The 21,396-nt window shown below is 38.8% G+C and carries 19 protein-coding genes and 1 pseudogene; 10 read left to right on the top strand and 10 right to left on the bottom strand.

The window, feature by feature from the left end; genetic code table 11:
* Window position 1: 1 nt before the first annotated feature.
* From F565_RS0110670 to F565_RS0110645, 6 genes are all read left to right on the top strand, one after another.
* A complete protein-coding gene (locus F565_RS0110670; protein WP_020213217.1) occupies window positions 2–991 on the top strand; it encodes an FAD:protein FMN transferase in 990 nt (329 codons plus the stop codon).
* A 6-nt stretch (window positions 992–997) separates the two neighbouring features.
* Window positions 998–1,210: a DUF4266 domain-containing protein gene (locus F565_RS0110665; RefSeq protein ID WP_020213216.1), complete on the top strand. Its 213-nt coding sequence runs from the start codon at window positions 998–1,000 to the stop codon at window positions 1,208–1,210.
* Between the two features lie 3 nt (window positions 1,211–1,213).
* Entirely contained in the window at window positions 1,214–2,710 is a 1,497-nt protein-coding gene (locus F565_RS0110660; RefSeq protein WP_020213215.1) for a DUF3570 domain-containing protein, read from the top strand.
* A 31-nt stretch (window positions 2,711–2,741) separates the two neighbouring features.
* A complete protein-coding gene (locus tag F565_RS22355) occupies window positions 2,742–3,389 on the top strand; it encodes a lipocalin-like domain-containing protein (RefSeq protein ID WP_154652589.1) in 648 nt (215 codons plus the stop codon).
* A 119-nt stretch (window positions 3,390–3,508) separates the two neighbouring features.
* On the top strand, window positions 3,509–6,832 hold the full coding sequence (locus F565_RS0110650) for an Ig-like domain-containing protein (protein WP_020213213.1): 3,324 nt from the start codon (window positions 3,509–3,511) through the stop codon (window positions 6,830–6,832).
* Window positions 6,829–7,608, top strand: a complete 780-nt coding sequence (locus F565_RS0110645) for a T9SS sorting signal type C domain-containing protein (protein WP_020213212.1) — start codon at window positions 6,829–6,831, stop codon at window positions 7,606–7,608. The genes F565_RS0110650 and F565_RS0110645 overlap by 4 nt, the downstream gene beginning before the upstream one ends.
* Window positions 7,609–8,020: 412 nt before the next feature.
* Here F565_RS0110645 and F565_RS0110640 read toward each other — a convergent pair whose 3' ends face one another.
* Complete coding sequence (locus F565_RS0110640; RefSeq protein WP_020213211.1) at window positions 8,021–8,473, bottom strand: hypothetical protein; 453 nt, start codon at window positions 8,471–8,473, stop codon at window positions 8,021–8,023.
* A gap of 3 nt (window positions 8,474–8,476) precedes the next feature.
* Window positions 8,477–9,484 (bottom strand): hypothetical protein, encoded by a 1,008-nt coding sequence (locus tag F565_RS0110635; protein WP_020213210.1) that lies wholly within the window; start codon window positions 9,482–9,484, stop codon window positions 8,477–8,479.
* Between the two features lie 169 nt (window positions 9,485–9,653).
* On the opposite strand from F565_RS0110635, the pseudogene F565_RS23400 reads away from it, so the two are divergent.
* Window positions 9,654–9,810, top strand: a pseudogene (locus F565_RS23400) (glutamate racemase); the annotation flags it as partial.
* 157 nt (window positions 9,811–9,967) lie between these two features.
* Here F565_RS23400 and F565_RS0110630 read toward each other — a convergent pair.
* Entirely contained in the window at window positions 9,968–10,384 is a 417-nt protein-coding gene (locus F565_RS0110630; RefSeq protein ID WP_020213209.1) for a lysozyme inhibitor LprI family protein, read from the bottom strand.
* Between the two features lie 212 nt (window positions 10,385–10,596).
* Between F565_RS0110630 and F565_RS22860 the strand changes: the two genes are divergently transcribed.
* Complete coding sequence (locus F565_RS22860) at window positions 10,597–10,812, top strand: hypothetical protein (RefSeq protein ID WP_154652588.1); 216 nt, start codon at window positions 10,597–10,599, stop codon at window positions 10,810–10,812.
* A gap of 223 nt (window positions 10,813–11,035) precedes the next feature.
* A complete protein-coding gene (gene murI / locus F565_RS0110620) occupies window positions 11,036–11,818 on the top strand; it encodes a glutamate racemase (RefSeq protein ID WP_020213207.1) in 783 nt (260 codons plus the stop codon).
* A 5-nt stretch (window positions 11,819–11,823) separates the two neighbouring features.
* On the opposite strand, the gene F565_RS0110615 is transcribed toward murI, so the two are convergent.
* The gene (locus F565_RS0110615) at window positions 11,824–12,333 is read right to left on the bottom strand and encodes a gamma carbonic anhydrase family protein (RefSeq protein WP_020213206.1); all 510 of its coding nucleotides are present in this window, start codon (window positions 12,331–12,333) and stop codon (window positions 11,824–11,826) included.
* 64 nt (window positions 12,334–12,397) lie between these two features.
* Entirely contained in the window at window positions 12,398–13,396 is a 999-nt protein-coding gene (locus F565_RS0110610; protein WP_020213205.1) for a PorP/SprF family type IX secretion system membrane protein, read from the bottom strand.
* Between the two features lie 499 nt (window positions 13,397–13,895).
* Here F565_RS0110610 and F565_RS0110600 point away from each other — a divergent pair, with 499 nt between their 5' ends.
* A complete protein-coding gene (locus tag F565_RS0110600; protein ID WP_020213203.1) occupies window positions 13,896–14,795 on the top strand; it encodes a NifU family protein in 900 nt (299 codons plus the stop codon).
* Between the two features lie 76 nt (window positions 14,796–14,871).
* Here the strand turns inward: F565_RS0110600 and F565_RS0110595 are convergent, their stop codons facing one another.
* From F565_RS0110595 to F565_RS0110575, 5 genes are all read right to left on the bottom strand, one after another.
* Window positions 14,872–17,730, bottom strand: coding sequence for an AsmA family protein (locus F565_RS0110595; protein ID WP_051087089.1), 2,859 nt, complete (start codon window positions 17,728–17,730; stop codon window positions 14,872–14,874).
* Window positions 17,731–18,141: 411 nt separating this feature from the next.
* On the bottom strand, window positions 18,142–18,267 hold the full coding sequence (locus tag F565_RS22675; RefSeq protein WP_020213201.1) for a FeoB-associated Cys-rich membrane protein: 126 nt from the start codon (window positions 18,265–18,267) through the stop codon (window positions 18,142–18,144).
* Between the two features lie 5 nt (window positions 18,268–18,272).
* The gene (feoB, locus tag F565_RS0110585) at window positions 18,273–20,384 is read right to left on the bottom strand and encodes a ferrous iron transport protein B (RefSeq protein ID WP_020213200.1); all 2,112 of its coding nucleotides are present in this window, start codon (window positions 20,382–20,384) and stop codon (window positions 18,273–18,275) included.
* Window positions 20,385–20,388: 4 nt separating this feature from the next.
* The gene (locus tag F565_RS0110580) at window positions 20,389–20,622 is read right to left on the bottom strand and encodes a FeoA family protein (protein WP_020213199.1); all 234 of its coding nucleotides are present in this window, start codon (window positions 20,620–20,622) and stop codon (window positions 20,389–20,391) included.
* Between the two features lie 56 nt (window positions 20,623–20,678).
* The gene (locus tag F565_RS0110575) at window positions 20,679–21,371 is read right to left on the bottom strand and encodes an SCO family protein (protein WP_020213198.1); all 693 of its coding nucleotides are present in this window, start codon (window positions 21,369–21,371) and stop codon (window positions 20,679–20,681) included.
* Window positions 21,372–21,396: the final 25 nt, after the last annotated feature.

Below are 21,396 nucleotides of genomic sequence, written 5' to 3'. Positions count from 1 at the left end.
AATGAAAAACGTATTGCTTCTTTTCATGGTAGTGGTGTTTACTGTTTGCAATGCGCAAACAGTGCGCAAACGTACTCTTATGCTTATGGGCAGCCGTTTTGATATTACCATTGTAGCTAAAGATAAAGAGACTGCCGAAGCTTACATAGACTCTGCAGTTACTGAGATTACCCGCATAGAAAACCTTATAAGCGAATGGAGGCCGGAAACGCAGGTATCAATAGTAAATAAATATGCAGGCATACAGCCCGTTGAAGTAGATAAAGAATTATTTGACCTTACCGAAAGGGCACTATACTTCTCTAAAATTACCGATGGAGCTTTTGACATTAGTTTTGCGGCAATGGACAGGATATGGAAGTACGATGGATCGATGACCGAAATGCCATCCGCGGAAGCCATAAAAAAGTCGGTTGAAAAGGTAGGTTACGGGAACATTATACTGGATAAAGAAAAGCAAACGATCTTTCTTAAAAAAGAGGGTATGAAAATAGGTTTCGGGTCGATAGGTAAAGGATATGCCGCCGATAAAACCCGCGAACTACTGATGGAAAAAGGCGTTACTGCAGGCATTATAAATGCATCCGGCGATATGAATACCTGGGGCAAACAGCCCGATGGCAAGCCATGGACTGCCGGTATAACCAACCCTATAAATAAAAACAAGGTATTTGCCGTGATCCCGCTTGATAAGGAAAGCGCCATAGTAACGTCCGGCAGTTACGAAAAATATGTAATGCTAAATGGCAAACGCTACACGCATATAATAAATCCGGTTACGGGCTACCCTGCAACGGGGTTAAGCAGTGTAACAGTGGCCGGGCCAAGTGCCGAAATGGCAAACGGTTTCAGCACCGCGATTATGGTACTGGGCAAAGATATTGGCCTGAGCCTTATTAACCAGTTCCCGGCACTTAAATGCATTGTTGTTACAGATGAAGGTGCCCTATTTTCGTCTAAAAACATCGACCTTAAAAAATACAAACAATAACTGTACATGAAAATACTATTACTATTGCTTTTATTAGGCACCCTTAGCCTGCAATCGTGTGTGGCGGTAAAGGAGTACAAAAAACAATATATAAACGACCCCGATATGGCGCTTAGCGCAAAACCGGCAGAGCGTTACGAAACTAATTTTCAGGTATACCGCGAAGGCGCATCGGGCGCTAACGGAGGTAAAACAGGCGGAGGCTGCGGTTGTAACTAAGTTATGAAAATACTACCTGCCCTTTTACTGCTTTTATGCTGTTGCCCGTTATTTGCCCAGGAACCTGTGGCAGATACTACTGTTGTATTTAAAAAACGCGTACTCGAAACTATCGAGGTAGACCTGCTTTCCAGTTACTACAAGCAGGAGGGTATACACTCTGCTGTAGGTGGTGGCCTTGGTACCGAGAAGCTTACCGATGTTGCAGCCGACATTATTGTGGCTGTGCCGCTTAATGACGACGATGTGCTTACGTTTGATGCCGGATTCTCTGCATACACCTCTGCTTCTTCAAGCAACATCAATCCGTTTTTTACCGACGGAACGTATAGCAATACCAACAATACAGGTGCATCCCGCCGTTATGCAGCAGGTGCTGCAAACCGCGATGGCGATGATGACGATGATTACGAAAATCCGGTAGCTACCCCTGCCCCTTATGGCAGCCCCTGGATACAGTCTACCGGAGCATCAAGAAAAGATGTGCTTACTACATTGAGCGTAGTGTACAGCCATAGCTCTGACGACAGGAATACGATATGGAATACCAATGTTTCGGGCTCTAACGAGTACGATTACCAGTCGTTTGGCTTTGGCGCAGGCCTTGCAAGGCTGTTTAATGAAAAAAATACCGAGGTTAGCCTTAAAGCAAGTGCTTACCTTGATAAGTGGAAACCCATTTACCCAACAGAGCTGCATGAATATGCCCAAAATGGTTTTAACTTTTTAACCCGTGGTTATTTTAATGGTGTTACCATTTATGACCAGAACGGAGTAGAAAGCTCTAACTACCTGCCATCGGCTTTTAAAGAATTCAGCAATAAAAAAAGAAATTCATATTCGGTGTCCTTTGGCTTTACCCAGGTACTGACTAAGAAGCTGCAACTATCTTTATTCCTGGATGTGCTGTATCAGGAGGGGTTACTTTCTACGCCATACCACAGAATGTATTTTGCCGATAAGGCTAACTACTACATAGGCCAGGCACGCTATATACCCGTTTACAATACGGCAGATAATAAAGGCATCTTCAGGCTTGCCGATGATGTGGAACGCCTGCCGGATACCCGATACAAATTCCCCATTGGCGCAAGGCTTAACTACTACCTTAACGACTTTATGGTACTGCGCACCTACTACCGCTATTATACCGACGACTGGGGGCTGCAATCGCACACTGCCAGTATAGAAGTGCCTGTAAAACTGGGAGGGGGTTTTAGCATAATGCCTATGTACCGTTTTTATACACAGGTTGCCGCAAAGTATTTTGCCAAACAGGACATGCACTACTCTTTCGAGAAATATTACACATCTGATTATGACCTGTCTTCTTTTGACAGCCACCAGTATGGCATGGGTGCATCGTATACAGATATTATGCAGGGCTTCAAAATATTATCTATGGGGCTAAAAACCATCGATTTTAGATACAACCATTACCAGAGAAGTGATTCGCTTGAGGCGGATATATTTAGCCTTGGGATAAAATTTGCGCATTAAAAATTACCAGAACAATCAAATATATAACAAAATGAAAAAACAATTATCTTTAGTATTTAGCCTCGTGGCAGCGTTTCTTATACTGATAGGCTGCAACAATGACGATGACAGCCCTGCTACAGCAAACCCTATTATAGGCACATGGAAGCTTACAGAAGTTTACCTTAACGGACAGGCTGTGGCTACAAACTCCTGCGAACTTGAGGAAACGTACATTTTTGGCGCAGACCAATTTACACACGAGCTTTACGGAAACTCCGGAGCAAGGATAGCAAGCAACTTTAGAAGTTCCATGGGCCATGACGACAGCGACGAGGATAGTGATGAAAACAGTGATGAAGACAGTGACGAGCATAACGATGACAGCGATGAAGACACCGACGAAACCCCAACCACGCCAACAGATCCTACTACACCAACAACAGATAATGATACTGATGAAGACAGTGACGAAGGATCTGATGATGATAATGGCGGTGGCAGCGGTACATGTGTAAACACTGAGAGAATTTTAGGGTACTGGACAGCCCAAAATAATGTTTACTCGCTTACTACAAACGATACCACAACACAAACTACAATTGTATTTGAAAACGGAAATAACCGTATGTATTATGAAGTAACTACAACAGTTAACGGCCAGGTACGCACAAGGCGTTACGTTTTCCAGAGGCAATAAGTATTGACAGCACCTAAAAAAGGGCGTACAGGTTACGTCCTTTTTTAGGACTAATTTTTCAATTTATAATTAGTTTAAATAAGAATAATAAATTTATAACTATATTCCCCAATATACAAATGAATACTAAAAACTACCAAAGCTATTTTACAAGGGTGTTGCTCCTTATGCTCTTATTTAGCACTAAAAGCATTTTAGCACAAACTACGGTTACTGTAGGTAATACTGCCTCTACAAGCACTACAGAAAAAGTAATAAACAGAAATTACAATTATTCAGCCGAAGAAATAATTTATCTGTCAACAGAAATACCTACTACGGGTAATCTAACAAAATTAGCACTATATAAATATAGTGGATCTAACGTTACAGCTATTGATGCTGTTACAATATACCTTAAAAATACAAGCGCTGCTACATTAACATCGGCGGCAATAGGCACTTCAGATTTTGCAGGATATACACAGGTATATACCGGTTCGTTTCCTAACGCCACAACGAGCGGATGGGCAGAAGTAGAGCTGAATACCGCATTCTCTTACACTGGAAACAATCTCTCAGTACTTATTATTAAAGGAAATCAAGCATATTTGTCAAGTGGTTATCCAACCTATCAGTATACTAGTACAAGCAGTGTAAACCGCACCCGTTACTATCAAAATGACACTGCCGCCTGGACAGCAGGTACATCTATGACCGTAACTGGTAATCGGCCAAATATCCGTTTTACAATTGCATCGGGCAACGGTTGTAATTCTCCCACAAATCTTGCCTCTTCAAATATAACAGCTACAGCAGCTACATTATCATGGGCTGCCCCATCTGCAGGTAATACACCAGAAAGCTACCAGTGGGAAGTACGTTCTGCCGGTACAGCCGGCAGTGGCACTGATGGTTTAGTAGCTAACAATCTTAACGCTACAACAACCAGTGCAAATATTATTGGGTTAACCGGCAATACCCTTTACAGTTACTATGTTCGTACAAATTGCGGCAGCGGTACTTACAGTACATGGGCAAGCGGTACATTTACAACACAGTGTGGCGCTGTAGCGGCACCTTACAGTCAAAATTTTGATAGTGCTACAACACCCGCCCTGCCATCGTGTTTTACTACAGAAAATGTAAACGGAGACAGCTCTACATGGAAAACTTATGGTTTTACAAATAACTCTGCTCCAAACTCTGTTTACGTTCCATCTGCATCGGGTAGTAATAACGATAATTTATACACTCAGGGTATCAGCTTAACTGCAGGCTCAACTTACAGGCTTTCATTTAAATATTACATACCCTATTCATTTAATTACAAAACAGATTTTACTGTCAAATACGGAATGAGCCCATCGGCAGCCGGAATGCAACAAACATTATTATCACTAACAGATGCTGTGGGTATTTCTGGCAACTATGCCTTTACAACATATTTGGGCGATTTTATACCTACACAAACAGGAACATATTATATAGGCTTCCAGGCACAGGACCAGGGAGAAATATATGTAGATGATATTTCACTCGTACTTATTCCGCCATGCACAACTTTTACATTTCCAACAACTGCTACAGCCACAGTTTCTAAAACCACTATATGCAGCCAGGAATCTTTAAGCTTTAATTTAAGCACACCAATGCCAACAGCAACAGGAATAACATATCAGTGGAAATCATCGCCGGATGGTGTAACGTATTTAAACGAGGGTTTACCAGCAGCCACACCTGTAAGAATAATGACCGCTAACACAAATGCGAACTACTTTAAATGTGATGTGCTTTGTAATGGTACTGTGGTATTAACATCTGCACCCATCGAAATAAACATACAGGTATCTGTGTTATCAACAACAGAAGGTACAGGCTGTGGTAATACACCAATAAACCTTTCGGCAACTACACAAACCGGTAATACTCTTAAATGGTATGATGCAGCCACGGGTGGCACAGCATTAAGCACTGGTAATATATTCACTATCGACTCATTAACACAAACAACAGATTATTATGTTGCGGCTACAGGAACCGAAAGTAATATAACTACAGGTGCTCCTGACCCGGCAACACTTGGCAGCCTGGGTTCTACTAATAATGGCGAAGCAGTAATTTTTTCTGCAACGTCTGCTACAAAATTACATTCAGTTACAATTTACCCAGTAGATTCAGGAACCAACAATAAGATAATTCTAAAAAATTCTGCGGGGGCTACCCTTCAGGAATACACATTTACTATAACTCCAGCCGAAGCTAACTCAACAAACTCATCGGTTGGATCACCAAAAGTAGTAACACTTAACTGGGATATACCTACCGGTACCGGATACCAGCTTAAGTGGGATAATCCCGGCGGCGCGACAGTGAACCGTGTAATGCGAAATTTAGGCGGAGCAGCAAATTATTACAATCGTGCAAATGAGAATATTACTATTACAGGTAATACCGCTTCAACAAGCACTTCATGGTATTATTTTTACAATTGGCAGTTTATCAATGGCTGCGGAGAGTCGGCAATACGTGTGCCTGTTACCGCTACTGTAAAAGCAGAGTGGACCGGCGATGCCGACAGCAACTGGAGTAACCCTGCAAACTGGTGTGGCAATGCGCTGCCTACGGCGGCAACAAATGTTACTGTAAACACATCATCTCATAATCCTGAAATAGCCACGGGTACTGCTTATGCCAATAGCCTTACATTACAGCCAGGCACAGCATTAACCGTAAAAACAGGTGCAACCCTAAGTGTAGAAAATACCCTTACAACTACAGGCGCAACCCTTACTGCGCAAAATAATGCTGCCCTTTTGCAGGGAAGTTTAGCCACTACAAATACAAATGTGGGCAACATAACAGCTATTAAAAACAGTAATTCTTTATACAGGCTGGATTATACACTATGGTCGGCACCGGTAAGCGGGCAAAACCTGCACGATTTTTCACAACAAACTGTTACAACCCGCTTTTACGAATATAAATATGTTGAGCAGTACAACCAGGAATATTACACTACTGTAGACCCATTTGAAACATCGTTTGCAACAGCAAAATCATACCTTATACGTATGCCCGATACTGACAGTACCCCTAATTACAATAACGGCACAGCACCAATTAGCTTTGCAGGTACCTTTACAGGCGCACCACACAATGGTACAATAACGGTAGATGCTTCTGTAAACGGCAGGCGTTATACAGCCATAGGCAACCCTTACCCATCGCCTATAAGTATTGCTTCGTTCTTTACCCAAAACTCCGGCGTGCTCGATCCTGCTTCGGCAATATACTTCTGGAGAAAAAAGAACAATGCCTCTAAACCATCTTATGCTACCATAACAAGAGCCGGATACATTGCAAATACAGCAGGTGGCGGTGCAGGCAACCAGTTAGACTTTTATGGCGACCCCGATAATTATGCCAACTGGCTTATAGCACCGGACAGGGATTTATTGTGAGAACAAAAGTAAACCCGGAAAATACGCAGTTTTTATTTAACAACGCCATGAGAAGGGCTGCCCGGCCATCTGGTACGCAGGGGTTCTTTAGGACAGCACCTACAGGAGCATCGCGCTTTTGGTTAAACCTTAACGCTGCCGAAGACAGCTTTAGCCAGATGGCTGTTGCCTATACTGAAGAAGCTACTACTGGTATTGACTTTGGTTTTGACGGAAGGGCTTTTGCCGACAGCGATAACATTGCATTATACACAGTAGCCCAGGACATTAAACTATCTATACAGGCAAGGCCATCTTTTGCAGATACCGATGTTGTTGCTATGGGCTACAGGGCTACTGATGCAGGTAACTATACCATTGCCATAGACCATACCGATGGTGCTTTTGCAGGTGAACAGGCTATTTTTATTAAAGATGCTGTTTCAGGAAACGTTCATAACCTTAAAGAAAGCAATTATACATTTGCTACCGAAGCCGGAACATTTAACGACCGTTTCGAAATTGTATATACCACAGAGGCTCTTGGCACCCATAATCCTGCGCTTACAACTGATAACGTAATAGTATTTAAAGAAGGTAATGTTATTAATGTAGCAGCCGACAATGCTGTTATAACAGCTATTAATGTTTGCGATATTAGGGGCAGAAAGTTATACAACAACCAAAACATTAATGCAGTGCAAACTACTGTAAAAGAGCTTACTGCACAGCAACAGGTTCTTATTATAGAGGTCACTACCACCAAAGGAAAAACCAGTAAAAAATTAGTGTTCTAATATCCAAACCAACCAATTAGTTTTTTCATTAAATTCCCGTTGCAGGCTGTTAAGGTTTGTAGCGGGAATTTTTTTTGATACGTCTAAGTAAGAATTTATTTTTAATAGTAAAAATCAGTTTTTCTTTAGCCATTCCCAACTATCGTTGTATTTATGTTTAATAATGATACTAAAGGCGATACATTTTCATCTACACTTTTGCTTCAAATATATAGATAAATAATTGTTCTTATCCTTAATCGGGCATAGTACGGCAAGCAGCTCATTTAACCGCTATGTGCACTATGCCCAAGCTTATATGGATAGAGAAATTGATAAGGCGCATGGTAAACTTGAGGTTTATAGTATGTAAGTATTATCGGCACGAGCCAAGAAGCTAGCTCTAGTAGGGAATTCCGGAAGTTGAAATCATTTACTTTCTATCCAATTTAGTCAATTCTGTAAATGTATATCCGGGATATTCATTAGTGTAAACTAGTGTTAATTTACCTTCAATTTTTTTGACAACTAAATATCTATATCTTTCATAAATATACTCCTCAATATGTAATAGATTATTATTTACATTAAAAATGTAACTATCCGGATTATTGGTTATAAAAATTATTTTTCCAAAAACTGAATTTATCTTTTCATTTAAAATATCGTTAAAAACTATTTCCTCGGAAGTAACTTCTTGCAAGAATATTTTATCACCAATCATTGAGTTTTCAAATATAATACATAGAGACAGATGAAATTTGGACTCGCTTCTTTCTATTTCAAATTCTTTCTTGAACTCACTTTTGTCATAATGAAATTGGCCAACAGATTTATAAGAATTTAAGAAACATAATATAAGTATAATTGTGATTTTACTTTTCATTTTTTATTGATTAGGTATTACTATTTCATCTTTACTTGGAGTAAGTTTAACTGCTTCTTTACTTTCGTAATTTTCCTTACCTGCCATAATATTCTCCTTTATTGATTTTAATTGAGCTGCATTTAGTAAAAAATCTACTTTATTAGATGAAGATTGAAATAAATTATTAACCTGATTATTAACATCAATTTTTCTTCGTACTGATAAAACTGTGCTTCCTTTTTTATCGATCATACGATTAGAATCGTCACCGACGGCAGGTGGCTTATGATCTTCAGTTCCTTTTATTGTTTGCGAAATTAAATGAACAAAAAATTCATGAAAAATTGTAAACGCAGCATTTAATTTTTCCACTTTATCTCCATTAACTCTAGTTACACTAGTCGATTCACTTTGTAGGGAAGTATTTTCTGATTTTATAAAAACTGAACCAGTAATTGAATTACCTTTTTGAGATTGAGGTGTAATGGCAGCGCCACTTGCATCTGCCTTACTTTCAACAGTATTAAATATCTTTGGACCCTTTTTTACAGCGGTTTTTTGAAAAGAATCAACTATATAAACGTTAATTGTGGCTTTTGGATCATACGTAGCGGAAAAACTTATATAATCACTATCTGTATCAAAGCCATTAAATTGTTTAATATCTGTTGTAACTTGAAAGATGATCTTATTTAAATAATCTTGTGAAATAACAAAATCTTCCATATTATTAACTATTTTAAATGCAACACTAATATGCCATCCCTTTTCTGTTTTTTTAATATCAAATTCACGTCCTTCCAATTCAACACAGTCAATAACCCTATTTTCGCTGAATGCATAAGGTGAATTATGAGGGTATCTTGGTGATAAGGGATCTATCGCAAAAAACCTGCCAATTCTTGGGTCATGCATCCTAAAGGTATAATTAATACTATTACCTTCCCCTTTTATTTCATCATACATTTCCTGCCCCTGGTAGCCGTAGCGGTAATCTGGTGTATTAGCATGCCTATTAGGTACAAGCATCCCGAAAGGATAGTAATCCTGTAGCCGATATTGTCAATATTTGCAGGATCTCCCGTTAAAAAACTTCAGGCTAAAATTACAATTAAAACAAAACCCTCACATTTAAAGTTTTACCCTCACACTCTTGTTTGGCTTACAATATACAATTAAAAAAAATTATATTTGCTGTATGGATAAAAGCACAAACCCCATAGGATTATATCGACTCCGGTATAGGTGGCACGTCTATATGGAAAGAGATACACCGCCTTTTGCCTAACGAAGATACCGTTTACCTTGCCGACAGTAAAAATGCCCCTTGCGGACCACGTTCTAAAGATGAGATATAGACCAGAGCACTTTAATATACCTACTATAATCATGGTATTTTAGCCTGCACAAAACCGGCAGTTGTTCATATTAAACAACACTATCCCATTATTAACAATTATTACCGGCACGAGCCAAGAGGCTCGCGCAAGCGGGGGAGAATTCTATAATATGTTAACCATCTCTTCCTGCCCCACATAAATCTTCTTTTTCAACACCTTCTAAATAAATTTTCAACTGATTAATGCGCTCTTCAGTCCAATCCATTAGCTTAGAAAATCTACATAATGGTTGCATTGAACCATAAAAAACTTGTGAATCGGCATAATTTGGAAAAAAAGCTTCTATCTCCAAATCTCTCCATTTAATCCATTTTTTTTGGGCTTTTTTAAAATTTTTTAAAAATAACTTGTCATTGTTGCTTTTCTTGATAATTTGGTTATAAATATTTACCATTTGAATATTCATTTCTTCATATGATTTAAATGCATTCAAATTCATTTCTGATTGAGTGTCACCAACAAAATCTCTCGACTGAGCAATAGCATTTGTGTTTAAAAATATTAATAGTAAAATAATTGAATATTTCATAATGTTCTAAATTTATTGAGCTCTACAAATAATTACATCTATAATTAAAATCCAAACGGTAATTTGGTTTCTTCCCCCGCTCGCCCGAGCCATAAGACTCTGAATGCGAAGGAGGTATAATATTTAATTAGGTTTGTTTTGCAAAGTAGATTAATATTATTGAAGCCTGAATGATTGTTATCAAAATATAAAAATGACTCAGTTTAAAATTAATGTCAAAAAAAATATCAAAGGGATTAACAACTTTATTATCGAAAGCATTTGAAATTAAGGAGAGAACTTTATTTAAAAATCTAATCAAAAATGAAAATGAAATCAAGAAAAAGTCAATATTTAAAATCATGGGTATAATTCCTTTGCCTTTAAAATCGATTGTAAATACCGCAATGCCTATTGAAATTATTAATATAACAAATCCAATTATATAAAATAAATACTTTGGAATAAAATTGTTTTTAAGTATAAAAAAATAAACTAAATTTTTCACTAAAAGACCTAATAAAAAAAGACTCTCTAACATATTAAAACTATTTTATCGTTGCAAATATCTTCTATCTCTTTAAAAGAGCTTTATTACTCCCTCAAAAAAATCAAATACACACAATACTCTTCATCATATTATTTAACAGCAAAAAAAATTATATTTGCTGTATGGATAAAAGCACAAACCCCATAGGATTATTCGACTCCGGTATAGGTGGCACGTCTATATGGAAAGAGATACACCGCCTTTTGCCTAACGAAGATACCGTTTACCTTGCCGATAGTAAAAATGCCCCTTACGGGCCACGTTCTAAAGATGAGATAATAGACCTGAGCTTTAAAAACACCGATTATTTACTGAGCAAAGGCAGCAAAATAATTGTGGTTGCCTGCAACACCGCCACTACAAATGCCATTGAAGAGCTGCGTGCCAACTACGACGTTCCTTTTATAGGTATAGAGCCCGCCATTAAACCCGCGGCCATACACACTAAAACTAATGCTATAGGCATACTTGCCACACAAGGAACACTATCGAGCGAATTGTTTAACAAAACCGTTGCCGGCTTTACTAATGTAGATGTTATAGAACAGGTGGGCACCGGACTGGTGACCCTGATTGAAAATGGCCAGTTAGAGTCGGAAGAAATGCATGAGCTGCTAGAAAAATACCTGCACCCCATGATAGCCGCTAATATAGACTACCTTGTTTTGGGCTGCAGCCACTACCCTTACCTTGTACCGCAAATACGCAAAATAGTACCCGAGCATCTTACCATTATAGACTCCGGCGAAGCCGTTGCAAGGCAAACAAAAAAGATCCTGCAAAAACACGGTCTGCTTAATACTAAGGAGCACAATGCTTTTCAGGAGTTTTATACGAATGCTAATCCTGCTGTTTTACAGAACATTATTGGCACTGAATATTCTGCTATAAAAACTGACTTCTAAAACACTTACTTAACCCAAGAAGAATACATAACATAATTGTTAGCTATTCTTTCTATTTCGCCGGCAAAGTCGGATACATTAATGTCTTTTACTTTTTTTGCGGGTACACCGGCATATATAGTGCCCGATTCTACCACGGTGTTCTGTGTTACCACAGCGCCAGCCGCTATAATGCAGTTACTTTCTATAACGCAGTTGTCCATTACAATAGCACCCATACCTATAAGCACATTATCATTAACGGTACAACCATGCACAATGGCATTATGGCCTATAGATACATTGTTGCCTATAACTGTGGGGTGTTTTAAGTAGGTGCAGTGTATAACGGCACCATCCTGAATATTTACTTTGTTGCCTATTTTTATGTAATGCACATCGCCCCTTAATACGGCATTGTACCACACGCTGCATTGCATGCCAAAGGTAACATCGCCTATTATGGTTGCATTCTCTGCCACAAAACAATCTTCAGGTATTTGCGGGTATTTACCATTAACTTCTTTAATCAGCATAGCTTTAAAATAAAAACGTCCCAATAGAGTATATCGGGACGGAATTAATAATAGGTATATTATATTAGTTAACTGCCGGACAGTGGCAATCGTATTTATCTTTTTTACAGTTAAGGTTAAGACCAATAGTAATCTGGTGGAAACCGCTGTTATCAAACTTAACATCTCCCGTTAGGTAGCTGTAAGTATACGAGAACATAAAGCTTTTATAGTTAACACCTATAATAGGAGTTATGTATTGCAGGTACTGTTCTTTAACTGTACCGCCAAACCTATCCTGGTACTGTGCACCTTCTAAGCCCCTGCGGTAAGACAAACCTCCCCAAAGCCTTCCAAAGTCCATTTCCCTGTATGCTTTAAGGTTAATATCGATAGTTTTTTCTTTAGTCTCACTGATAGCCTGGAACATTACCGATGGCTCTAATGACCAAATATCATCGTTAAGGCCAAACACATAACCTAAAGTAAATAAGTATGATGTTAAGTTAGAGCTTTCTACATCTGTATAAAGTTCCCTTTTACTTTTTATAACGTTCTTGGCAGTAAAGTGAGCATAAAAATCAAGGTAGTGGTATGATGCTCCTATGTCAACATTAAAGTAAGAATCTTTTACAATATCGCCACCGCGTATAGCAGGGTCAAAACCTTCAAATTCTGTTTCGTCAAGGCGGCTTTGTACAAGGCCTGCACTCATACCAAACGAAAGCTGGTTAAGATCGTAATCACTTCTCGAAAAGCGAATGTGGTGGGCATACGTTAATTTAGCTCCGGTTTGAGAGTGGTAACCATTTTTATCATTAAATATAATAGCACCAATACCCGAATTTGATCCTAAAGCCGTATTAAAACTCACGGTTTGTAACTGCGGAGCATCATCCTGGCCAAACCATTGCTGGCGTGCCGTAACCCTTATCTTGGCACAGTTTGCCGCACCCGCCATAGATGGGTGAATTAGATAATAGTTATCTGACAAATAATCCGAGTAAACCGCAACGCCTTCCTGGCCGAAAGACATCTGGGCTAAAAATAATCCAAAAATGAGATAAATCTTTTTAAAATTCATGTTGACCTTATCGTTTAATGAAAAATGCGCTATTTAGTTAGACCTTTGGCAATTATTGTTTAATAAGCTCATTTCATATACAGGCTTGCACCCATCTTAATATGCTTACCGTCCACTAATTTTCCATAGCGGTCAAATATATAAATTTTTATATTAGGTTGGTTACATAAAATAAATATTATTCCAAAAAATACTGCGTTCTTTGTCAGCATTTACCGTTTATACCTCTGTTTTAGCATTTCGTAGATAATTAGATGTTAAATTGTTTTTATATACATATTAACTTAGTCTATAAAGGCCATAAAACATCCTTTTTATGCTTATTTTAAACTTAAAAACACCTGTAATTTCTTACAGTTTTATAAAAAAACGTCAGGTGTAATCATTTTACGAATAATTACCCGCAAAACTATACCTTATTATAGTATATGTAAACAGATAGGTCTCAAAAATATTATGTAAGCTTTTTTACTGTAATTTTGCAGAAATTTTTTGACGTATGGAAACGATAACTATAAGGCCTACCCAAAACGCTTCGATCGTAAAATTCGAGTTTAGCGATTTTATAGCCAACAATAATAATTACGAGTACAAGAATATAGACGAGACTGCAAACTCTCCGCTTGCCAAACAATTGTTCTTTTTACCGTTTGTAAAAACGGTATACATATCGGGCAATTTTATTGGTATAGAAAAATACTCTATCGTAGAGTGGGCAGATGTTCAGGACGATGTTGCAAAACAAATTGAAGATTTTGTAAACAACGGCGGTGTTATCCTGGCAGAGAATGCACAGACTAAAAAGAAAGTGCCAAGCACAGTATATGTAGAGGCTACACCAAACCCGGCAACGCTTAAGTTTGTAGCCAACAAGCTACTGACAAAAACCAGTGCCGAATTTAAAAATATAGACGACACTGCGGCATCGCCACTGGCAAGGGAACTTTTTAAATTCCCGTTTATTAAAGAGATATTTATAGATGAGAATTACATATCTATAACTAAGTATGCCATGACCGAGTGGGATGAGATAACGCCGGAAGTTCGCAGCTTTATTAAGGTATACCTCGAAGAGAGTAAACCGGTTATAGATGAGTCGCTGATACAAAAATTACCACAGGCCGAAAAACAGCAGGAGGCATACTTTGATGCGCTTGATACTACATCGCAGCAAATCATCAACATTCTTGAAGAGTATGTAAAGCCGGCAGTACAGGCCGATGGCGGAAACATTGCCTTTGAAAGTTATGATGAAACCGAAAAACGTGTTAAAGTAGTACTACAGGGTGCCTGCAGCGGATGCCCAAGCAGTACTTTTACCCTTAAAAGCGGTATAGAGAACATGCTTAAAGATATGCTTAACGATAACGACATTAAAGTAGAAGCTATTAATGCTTAACCTTTAACTTACACTTACAAACACAAAAATCCCGCCTTAAGCGGGATTTTTTATTAATGTGAAGTGTGGTAAAACACTATCCTTTTTTCTTTTTATCTTCCTGTTCTTTTTTCTCTTTCATGTTTTCCCTTTCTTTCTTAGTAGGGTTTCTTTTTTCTTCCTTTACAACGGTATTGGTCTTTTCGTTATAAATAGCATCAGTAATTCGTTGGCCGGTTTTACTAAACACTTTAATTTTAGGAGCTTCGTGCGTACCGGTTACCACGATAGGTATACCTATAAGCCCGCCCGGTGGCAACCCAAGCCTTATGCGTATATCAAGAAGCCCGTCAAAACTGGTTGTCCCTTTTATAGTGGGCCTGAATAAGGATACTTTAAAATCGAACGGCTCTATACGTATAAGGTTATTGTTAATAGTGGTTTTTATATCAATACCTTTTAGGGTAGGGTTGTTTAGTCCATCCTGGCCTGTTTTTTCGCTAAGCCCGTTAAAAAGTTTTAATCCGCTTACCTTAACATCGCGCAGGTTTATGGTACCGCCACCTTCCAACGATTCATATATAGGCCCCATATTTGCATTAAGGTCACCTTTAATTTTATAATCTATAGATATTATACCCTCTGCTTTCTCTGCCGCAGTTACCATATCATGAAACATAGGTATCTCTTTATAGGCACGCTGTACGCTAAAATCTTTTGCTCTTAAATGGGCATCAAAGTTTGCTGCGGTAGGCGACTCATCATCATACCTGGCATCTATACCTACATTGCAGCCTATAATATTAAAAGTAGTATTTTCAAGATACAATTCGCCTTTGCCAATACCCACTTTACCAATAAGGTTGTTAAGTACAAGCCCGTTATATTGTACCTTATCAGCATTGGCAACTAACGATACATTAAGGTTTGTAGGCAGTACCACTACTCCGCTTGCTTTAGGGTTATCTTCTTTAGCATATTCTACAGCCGTTTTGCGATCTTTGTTCTCGCCCTCTTTTAGTGCCATAAACTCATCTACATTAATAAGTTTCGACTTTACATTAAAGTTACCGCTTAGTGTACCGCGCGATTCTAAAAAGTAATTGATGGTGTTAAGCAGATAACCGTTTATGGCAAAATCTGACTTACCGTAGCTTGCCCCAAATTTTTCGAACCACATTTTTTCATTCTCAAACCTAAACAACCCTTCCTTTATAAAGAATGCTTTCGGGAAAAGCTCGGATGTGGTTTTTATATCTTTTAATAAAATGGTGCCTTTGTTATCAAGCTTACTGTACTGTCCGGTTGTAGCATAGCTCTGGCGGCCTTTAAGCGAAAGGTCGGCTTTGGCGTAACCGGTAACATCCAGCCCTTTTTGAGAAAACACTTTATATATCCTGCCTATATTAAGTTCCCCTTTTATAATGGCATCATAAAACATATCATCAAAATCAGATACCGATGCGTTTACATAAACAGGATTTCCTTCAAACTTAAAAGAGGCAGGAGTTACAGCCACCTTAAGATCCTGAAACGTACCGGAATTATTTATAACCTTGGTTACAAAAGTAATATCGGTAATAGGGTTAGGATAGTAGCTTGTTTTTAGCCAGCCTTTTTGCAGGTTTATACCACCTTTGGTTTTTGGGAACAGTTTCTTTTCGGCACTATAAGTACCGTTAGCGGTAATATCTGTTTTAAGGCTGCCTTTAAGATCAAAGTCTTTAAGCCCAAGTGCAGCATCTACCGTTTGCAGGTTAAGCGATCCTTTTATGTTGGCTTTAACCGCCATTTCACTTAAGCCTTTTGTAATAACAAACGCTTTAAAGTAATCTTTATCGCCAACTTTAAAGTCAAACTTTTTAAGGTTTACCTGTAGTTTTTCTACATCAAGGGCAGGTAAGTAAGCAGCCATATCTACCTGCATATCGCTTATAGGTACGGGAGCTCCTTTATACTCTACACCACCATCATGTACCTGAAATTTAAATCCAAGGTTAGGCTGCAATTTTTTTGCCACATTATATTCTCCCTGAAAGCGGAACATTAAATCGGCACGGCCTTTTATTTTTGTTTGCTCCATCCAGGTTAAATACTGTGGCGGTGCTACAGATAGCAGGTCATCCAGGGTAGTGTTTTTAGATGATGCATCGATATTTATCTTATAACCATCGCGCAAAATGGTAAAAAAACCTGTAAACTCTAACGGAAGCTCATTTATTTTAAGCTCGTTTTTTTGCAATATAAACGATAATGCATTGGTATTTATACGGGTAATAAGATCGGCACGAACGTGTTTTTTCTTAAGGTAAGGTACACGGTCGTAATAAAAATCAATAGAATCTATACGGGCGTCGGTTTGTAAATCAAATACATCTTCGCTCAGGTTGCCTTTACCCACATAATTAAAGCCCTGCGCATCTACCAGTATTTTAGCCGAACGGTCGTTGTATTTTATATGGCAGTTTTCAAAATCTATACGGTCCAGCCTTATAGCCGCACCTTCGGCAGTAGTATCTTTAGGCTGTTCATTTTCGGGCACATAAATATTATAATTAGCCTGCCCTTTCTCGTTAACCATTACATTTATAAAGGCATCAGAAACATATAGCTTATCTATTTTAATAATGTTATCAAAAATCAGTCTTTTAAGGTTAATACCAAAAGCAACCTGGTCTGCATTAAGCAGCGGCTGGTTAGAATATGGTGCCGAACCGGTTACCGAAATACTATCAAGCGAAACAGTTAACGACGGAAAATGAGTAAAGAATGACAGTTTAGACCGCTTAAAATCCAGTTTGGCATCAAGGTTTTTGTTCGCCACGATTTTAACCTGCTCTGCTATGGTACCCGGAAAAAGAATGGGTAACAGGAACATAAGCAATAGTATAAAAGCGATAAAGATACCCGTCCACTTGAGTACCTTAAGGGTTATTTTTTTTACAGACACTTTCATAATATGCTTTTTTTTTAAATACATAAATAAAAGTAGGTTTTACCTGTCAATATAGTATTGTATTTAACGAAGTGTTAATACATAAGGGTTTGTTAAGAGACGGAGAAATTACAATGGTATTAAGTTAAAACCAAATGATCAGTATTCAGGAGATTACGAACTAACTAATACTGTATCGATATATTTTAGCCTTATTTTTTACTATCCTAATGTCACGCAAAGCTGTATGCCAAAGTAGGTTCCGTTACAGCGACTGATAAGTTGATCAGTCGCTTTGTGGGTAGGATTGTGTACCTAGCTTTGCGTCTTCGCGCCTTTGCGTGATAAATTATTGAGACTGCTTTATATCATTATTGGTATAGCCTGAAGATTTTTTAAACCTCTTGGGTGGAATACTTAAAACAACATTTATCAATGGCACCCGCAATCGTCGCCACCGCAATTGCCGGCTTTCTTTTTCTTGAAAAAATATTTTTTAACCAAAAAAGCTGTTGCAGCTGCAACAAGCAGGTATACTATAATTTGCTGAATATCCATAAACTTTACTTTAATAACTGGTATGTTATAAACGACACTATGTAAGCAAAACCGCTCATACCCACCAGTTGTATTATAGGCCATTTCCAGGAATTGGTCTCTTTTTTAGTAATTGCCAGCGTGCTTATACACTGCATGGCAAATGCATAAAAGAGCAATAATGATGCCCCGGTTGCAAAATTAAAAATTTTCTCTCCGGTTACAGGGTTTACCTCAGCAGCCATACGCTGGCGTATAGTTCCTTCGTCTTCATTTTCGGCACTGCTGCCTATGTTGTAAATAGTGGCAAGCGTGCCCACAAACACTTCGCGCGCCGCGAATGACGATACTATGGCAATGCCTATTTTCCAGTCGTAACCCAGTGGGCGTATAACAGGTTCTATACCTTTACCGGCAATACCTATGTAAGAATTTTCTAACTGGTAAGCCGCTATGGCATCATTAAGCTGGCTCTCTGTTAAGGTTTTACTCTGCGGCATTGCCGTAACAATAGCCGGGGCATCGCTAAATTTTTTGCCCGGGCCGTGCGACCCTAAAAACCATATTATGATAGACAGCGCCAGTATTATCTTACCGGCACCATATACAAATGCCTTGGTTTTTTCTAATACGGTAAGCCCGATATTTTTAAGCAGCGGAAGTTTGTAGTTGGGCATTTCGGCTACAAAAAAGCTTTTATGTTTTATATCCAGCACTTTGTTTAATATCCAGGCCGAAAGTATTGCCCCGGTAAACCCAAGCAGGTATAGCAGCATAAGTGTGAGGCCCTGCAGATTAAATATACCAAGCACATACCTGTTAGGGATTATAAGCGATATTAATATGCTGTATACCGGCAGCCTTGCAGAACAGGTGGTAAAAGGTGTAACCAGTATGGTAATAAGCCTTTCCCGCCAGTTCTCTATATTTCGGGCAGCCATTATGGCGGGAATGGCACATGCTGTACCCGATATTAACGGCACAACACTTTTACCGCTAAGCCCAAAACGTTTCATAACATTGTCCATAAGGAATACCACGCGGCTCATGTAACCGGTTTCTTCCAGCACCGATATAAAGAGGAACAAAAATGCTATTTGCGGAATAAAGATAACCACACCGCCTATACCGGGAATGATACCCTGTGTTATCAGGTCGGTTAATTTGCCGGGCTGCATGTGCTGTGATGTAAAGGCAGACAGCCATGCAAAACTCTCGTCGATAAAATTCATAGGTATTTCCGACCATGAAAATATAGACTGGAAGATAAGCATGAGTATCCCGAAGAAGATAACGTAGCCAAAAATCCTGTGGGTAAGCACCCTGTCCAGTTTAGCACGTAAATCATTTGCTTTACTATGGTCTATAACCTGCCCTGTTTTAAGCACATCGTTAATAAACTGGTAGCGTTTTATGGTTTCTTTTTGCTGAAGCCTTTTTAGCTCTGATTTTGTTTTGGTAAATGCCGTACCCTGAAGTTCTTTAAGGTCTATAAGCCCAAAGTTTACATCCTGGGTGATTACAAGCCACAGCTTGTACAGCAACTGGTTAGGAAAAGTCTGCCGAAGTTTATTAAAATAGTCGGGGTCTATAGACGATGCATTGAGGCAGGGCTCTGTAGGCAATGCTGCGTAATTAACGATCAGCTCTTTAAGATGGTCTATACCCGTACCCTTGCGCGAGCTTATTAATGCAATACGTGTTTTAAGGTGGCTTTCTAAATAAGGTATATCTACTGTTATGCCTTTTTTATCCATTCTGTCGGCCATATTAATAACCAGTATAGCAGGTATTTCAAGATCTTTAATCTGGGTAAAAAGCAATAAATTACGCTTTAGGTTCTCTACATCGGTTACTACTACGGCAACATCCGGGTAATCTTTGTCATTTTTATTAAGGAGCAGCTCTATAACTACATTCTCATCCATAGAGCTGGCATTAAGGCTGTAGGTTCCGGGTAAATCAAGTATGGTGCCCTTAGTACCATTAGGCAAACGGCACGAACCTACTTTACGCTCTACAGTAATGCCGGGGTAGTTACCCACCTGCTGGTTAAGGCCGGTAAGCAGGTTAAAGACAGATGTTTTTCCGGTATTCGGGTTGCCTATCAAGGCTATTTTTAGGGAGGAGCCAGCCATTAAATTAGTCCGTTATAATTATAACGTCTATTTCGGCAGCTGTTTCTTTTCGAATTGCCACATGGCTGTCGTTAACGTTAATGTAAATAGGGTCGCCCATAGGGGCAGTTTGTAAAAGTTGCACCTGGTTGCCGGGCAGGCACCCCATTTCAAGCAGCTTTAATGGTATCGCATCCACATTAAAGTCGGTAATAATGGCTTTTTGCCCTTTTTTAAGAACTGCAAGAGTGGTTTTCAACTTTTATTTAGAATCAATTAATATTACAAAAGTACTAATAAATATCTACAACATGCTTAATTTTCATTTTCAGATAACCATTTAATATCTTCCAGGAGCTGTTTCACGTTTTTTGCATCTTTATCAGGCCTGTCCAGGTTAGTACCATCATAAAATCCGCGTATCCTGCCTTTTTTATCCACCAGTATAAAATTTTCTGTATGCACCATATCGTATAGTTCCGATGATGTTGTGGTCTTAACCGCCAAATATGATTTTCGTGCTATATAATAAATATCTTTTTTATCTCCGGTAACAAGGTTCCACTTACCATCTATTGCGCCTTTTTCATCGGCATAAGCCCTGAGTACAGGTACCGTATCAATATCCGGCGTTACCGAATGTGACAGCAGCATAACACCGGGCATACTCTTTATTTGTTCCTGCAGCCACGCCATGTTCTTTGTCATCTTAGGGCAAATGCTCTGGCAGGTGGTAAAAAAGAAATCAGCCACATATATTTTACCCTCATAATCTTTCTGAGTAATGGTCTTGCCATTCTGGTTGGTAAAAGCAAATGGGGCAATATTGTGATGGTGGGCAACGCTTTGTATGGTGCTATCGGCCAGTTCCGGGTTTACATCGGCGGGGCTGTATATTTTAAGTGTTTTTTGTGGTGTAAGCGCACTATTAAATAATGCAAGTATGACTGCCGAAAGGATAAGGAAAACTATGAAGAACAGTTTATATTTTTTAAAGAAGGATAACATGGGCAAAATTTTTGCAAAATTACAA

The sequence above is a fragment of the Flavobacterium rivuli WB 3.3-2 = DSM 21788 genome (assembly GCF_000378485.1).
Taxonomy (GTDB): domain Bacteria; phylum Bacteroidota; class Bacteroidia; order Flavobacteriales; family Flavobacteriaceae; genus Flavobacterium; species Flavobacterium rivuli.
Note: the sequence above shows the minus strand (reverse complement) of the source record. Positions and strands in the feature narration are given on the sequence as shown.

Bases quoted from the DNA above. Each gene is read 5' to 3' on its own strand.
- F565_RS0110670 (WP_020213217.1), top strand. From the start codon at position 2: ATGAAAAACGTATTGCTTCTTTTCATGGTAGTGGTGTTTACTGTTTGC.
- F565_RS0110595 (WP_051087089.1), bottom strand. From the start codon at position 17,730: ATGAAAGTGTCTGTAAAAAAAATAACCCTTAAGGTACTCAAGTGGACG.
- F565_RS0110630 (WP_020213209.1), bottom strand. From the start codon at position 10,384: ATGAAATATTCAATTATTTTACTATTAATATTTTTAAACACAAATGCT.
- F565_RS0110600 (WP_020213203.1), top strand. From the start codon at position 13,896: ATGGAAACGATAACTATAAGGCCTACCCAAAACGCTTCGATCGTAAAA.
- F565_RS0110640 (WP_020213211.1), bottom strand. From the start codon at position 8,473: ATGAAAAGTAAAATCACAATTATACTTATATTATGTTTCTTAAATTCT.
- F565_RS0110610 (WP_020213205.1), bottom strand. From the start codon at position 13,396: ATGAATTTTAAAAAGATTTATCTCATTTTTGGATTATTTTTAGCCCAG.
- F565_RS22675 (WP_020213201.1), bottom strand. From the start codon at position 18,267: ATGGATATTCAGCAAATTATAGTATACCTGCTTGTTGCAGCTGCAACA.
- F565_RS22355 (WP_154652589.1), top strand. From the start codon at position 2,742: ATGAAAAAACAATTATCTTTAGTATTTAGCCTCGTGGCAGCGTTTCTT.
- F565_RS22860 (WP_154652588.1), top strand. From the start codon at position 10,597: ATGTCAAAAAAAATATCAAAGGGATTAACAACTTTATTATCGAAAGCA.
- F565_RS0110635 (WP_020213210.1), bottom strand. From the start codon at position 9,484: ATGCTTGTACCTAATAGGCATGCTAATACACCAGATTACCGCTACGGC.
- F565_RS0110575 (WP_020213198.1), bottom strand. From the start codon at position 21,371: ATGTTATCCTTCTTTAAAAAATATAAACTGTTCTTCATAGTTTTCCTT.
- feoB (WP_020213200.1), bottom strand. From the start codon at position 20,384: ATGGCTGGCTCCTCCCTAAAAATAGCCTTGATAGGCAACCCGAATACC.
- F565_RS0110665 (WP_020213216.1), top strand. From the start codon at position 998: ATGAAAATACTATTACTATTGCTTTTATTAGGCACCCTTAGCCTGCAA.
- F565_RS0110615 (WP_020213206.1), bottom strand. From the start codon at position 12,333: ATGCTGATTAAAGAAGTTAATGGTAAATACCCGCAAATACCTGAAGAT.
- murI (WP_020213207.1), top strand. From the start codon at position 11,036: ATGGATAAAAGCACAAACCCCATAGGATTATTCGACTCCGGTATAGGT.
- F565_RS0110660 (WP_020213215.1), top strand. From the start codon at position 1,214: ATGAAAATACTACCTGCCCTTTTACTGCTTTTATGCTGTTGCCCGTTA.
- F565_RS0110650 (WP_020213213.1), top strand. From the start codon at position 3,509: ATGAATACTAAAAACTACCAAAGCTATTTTACAAGGGTGTTGCTCCTT.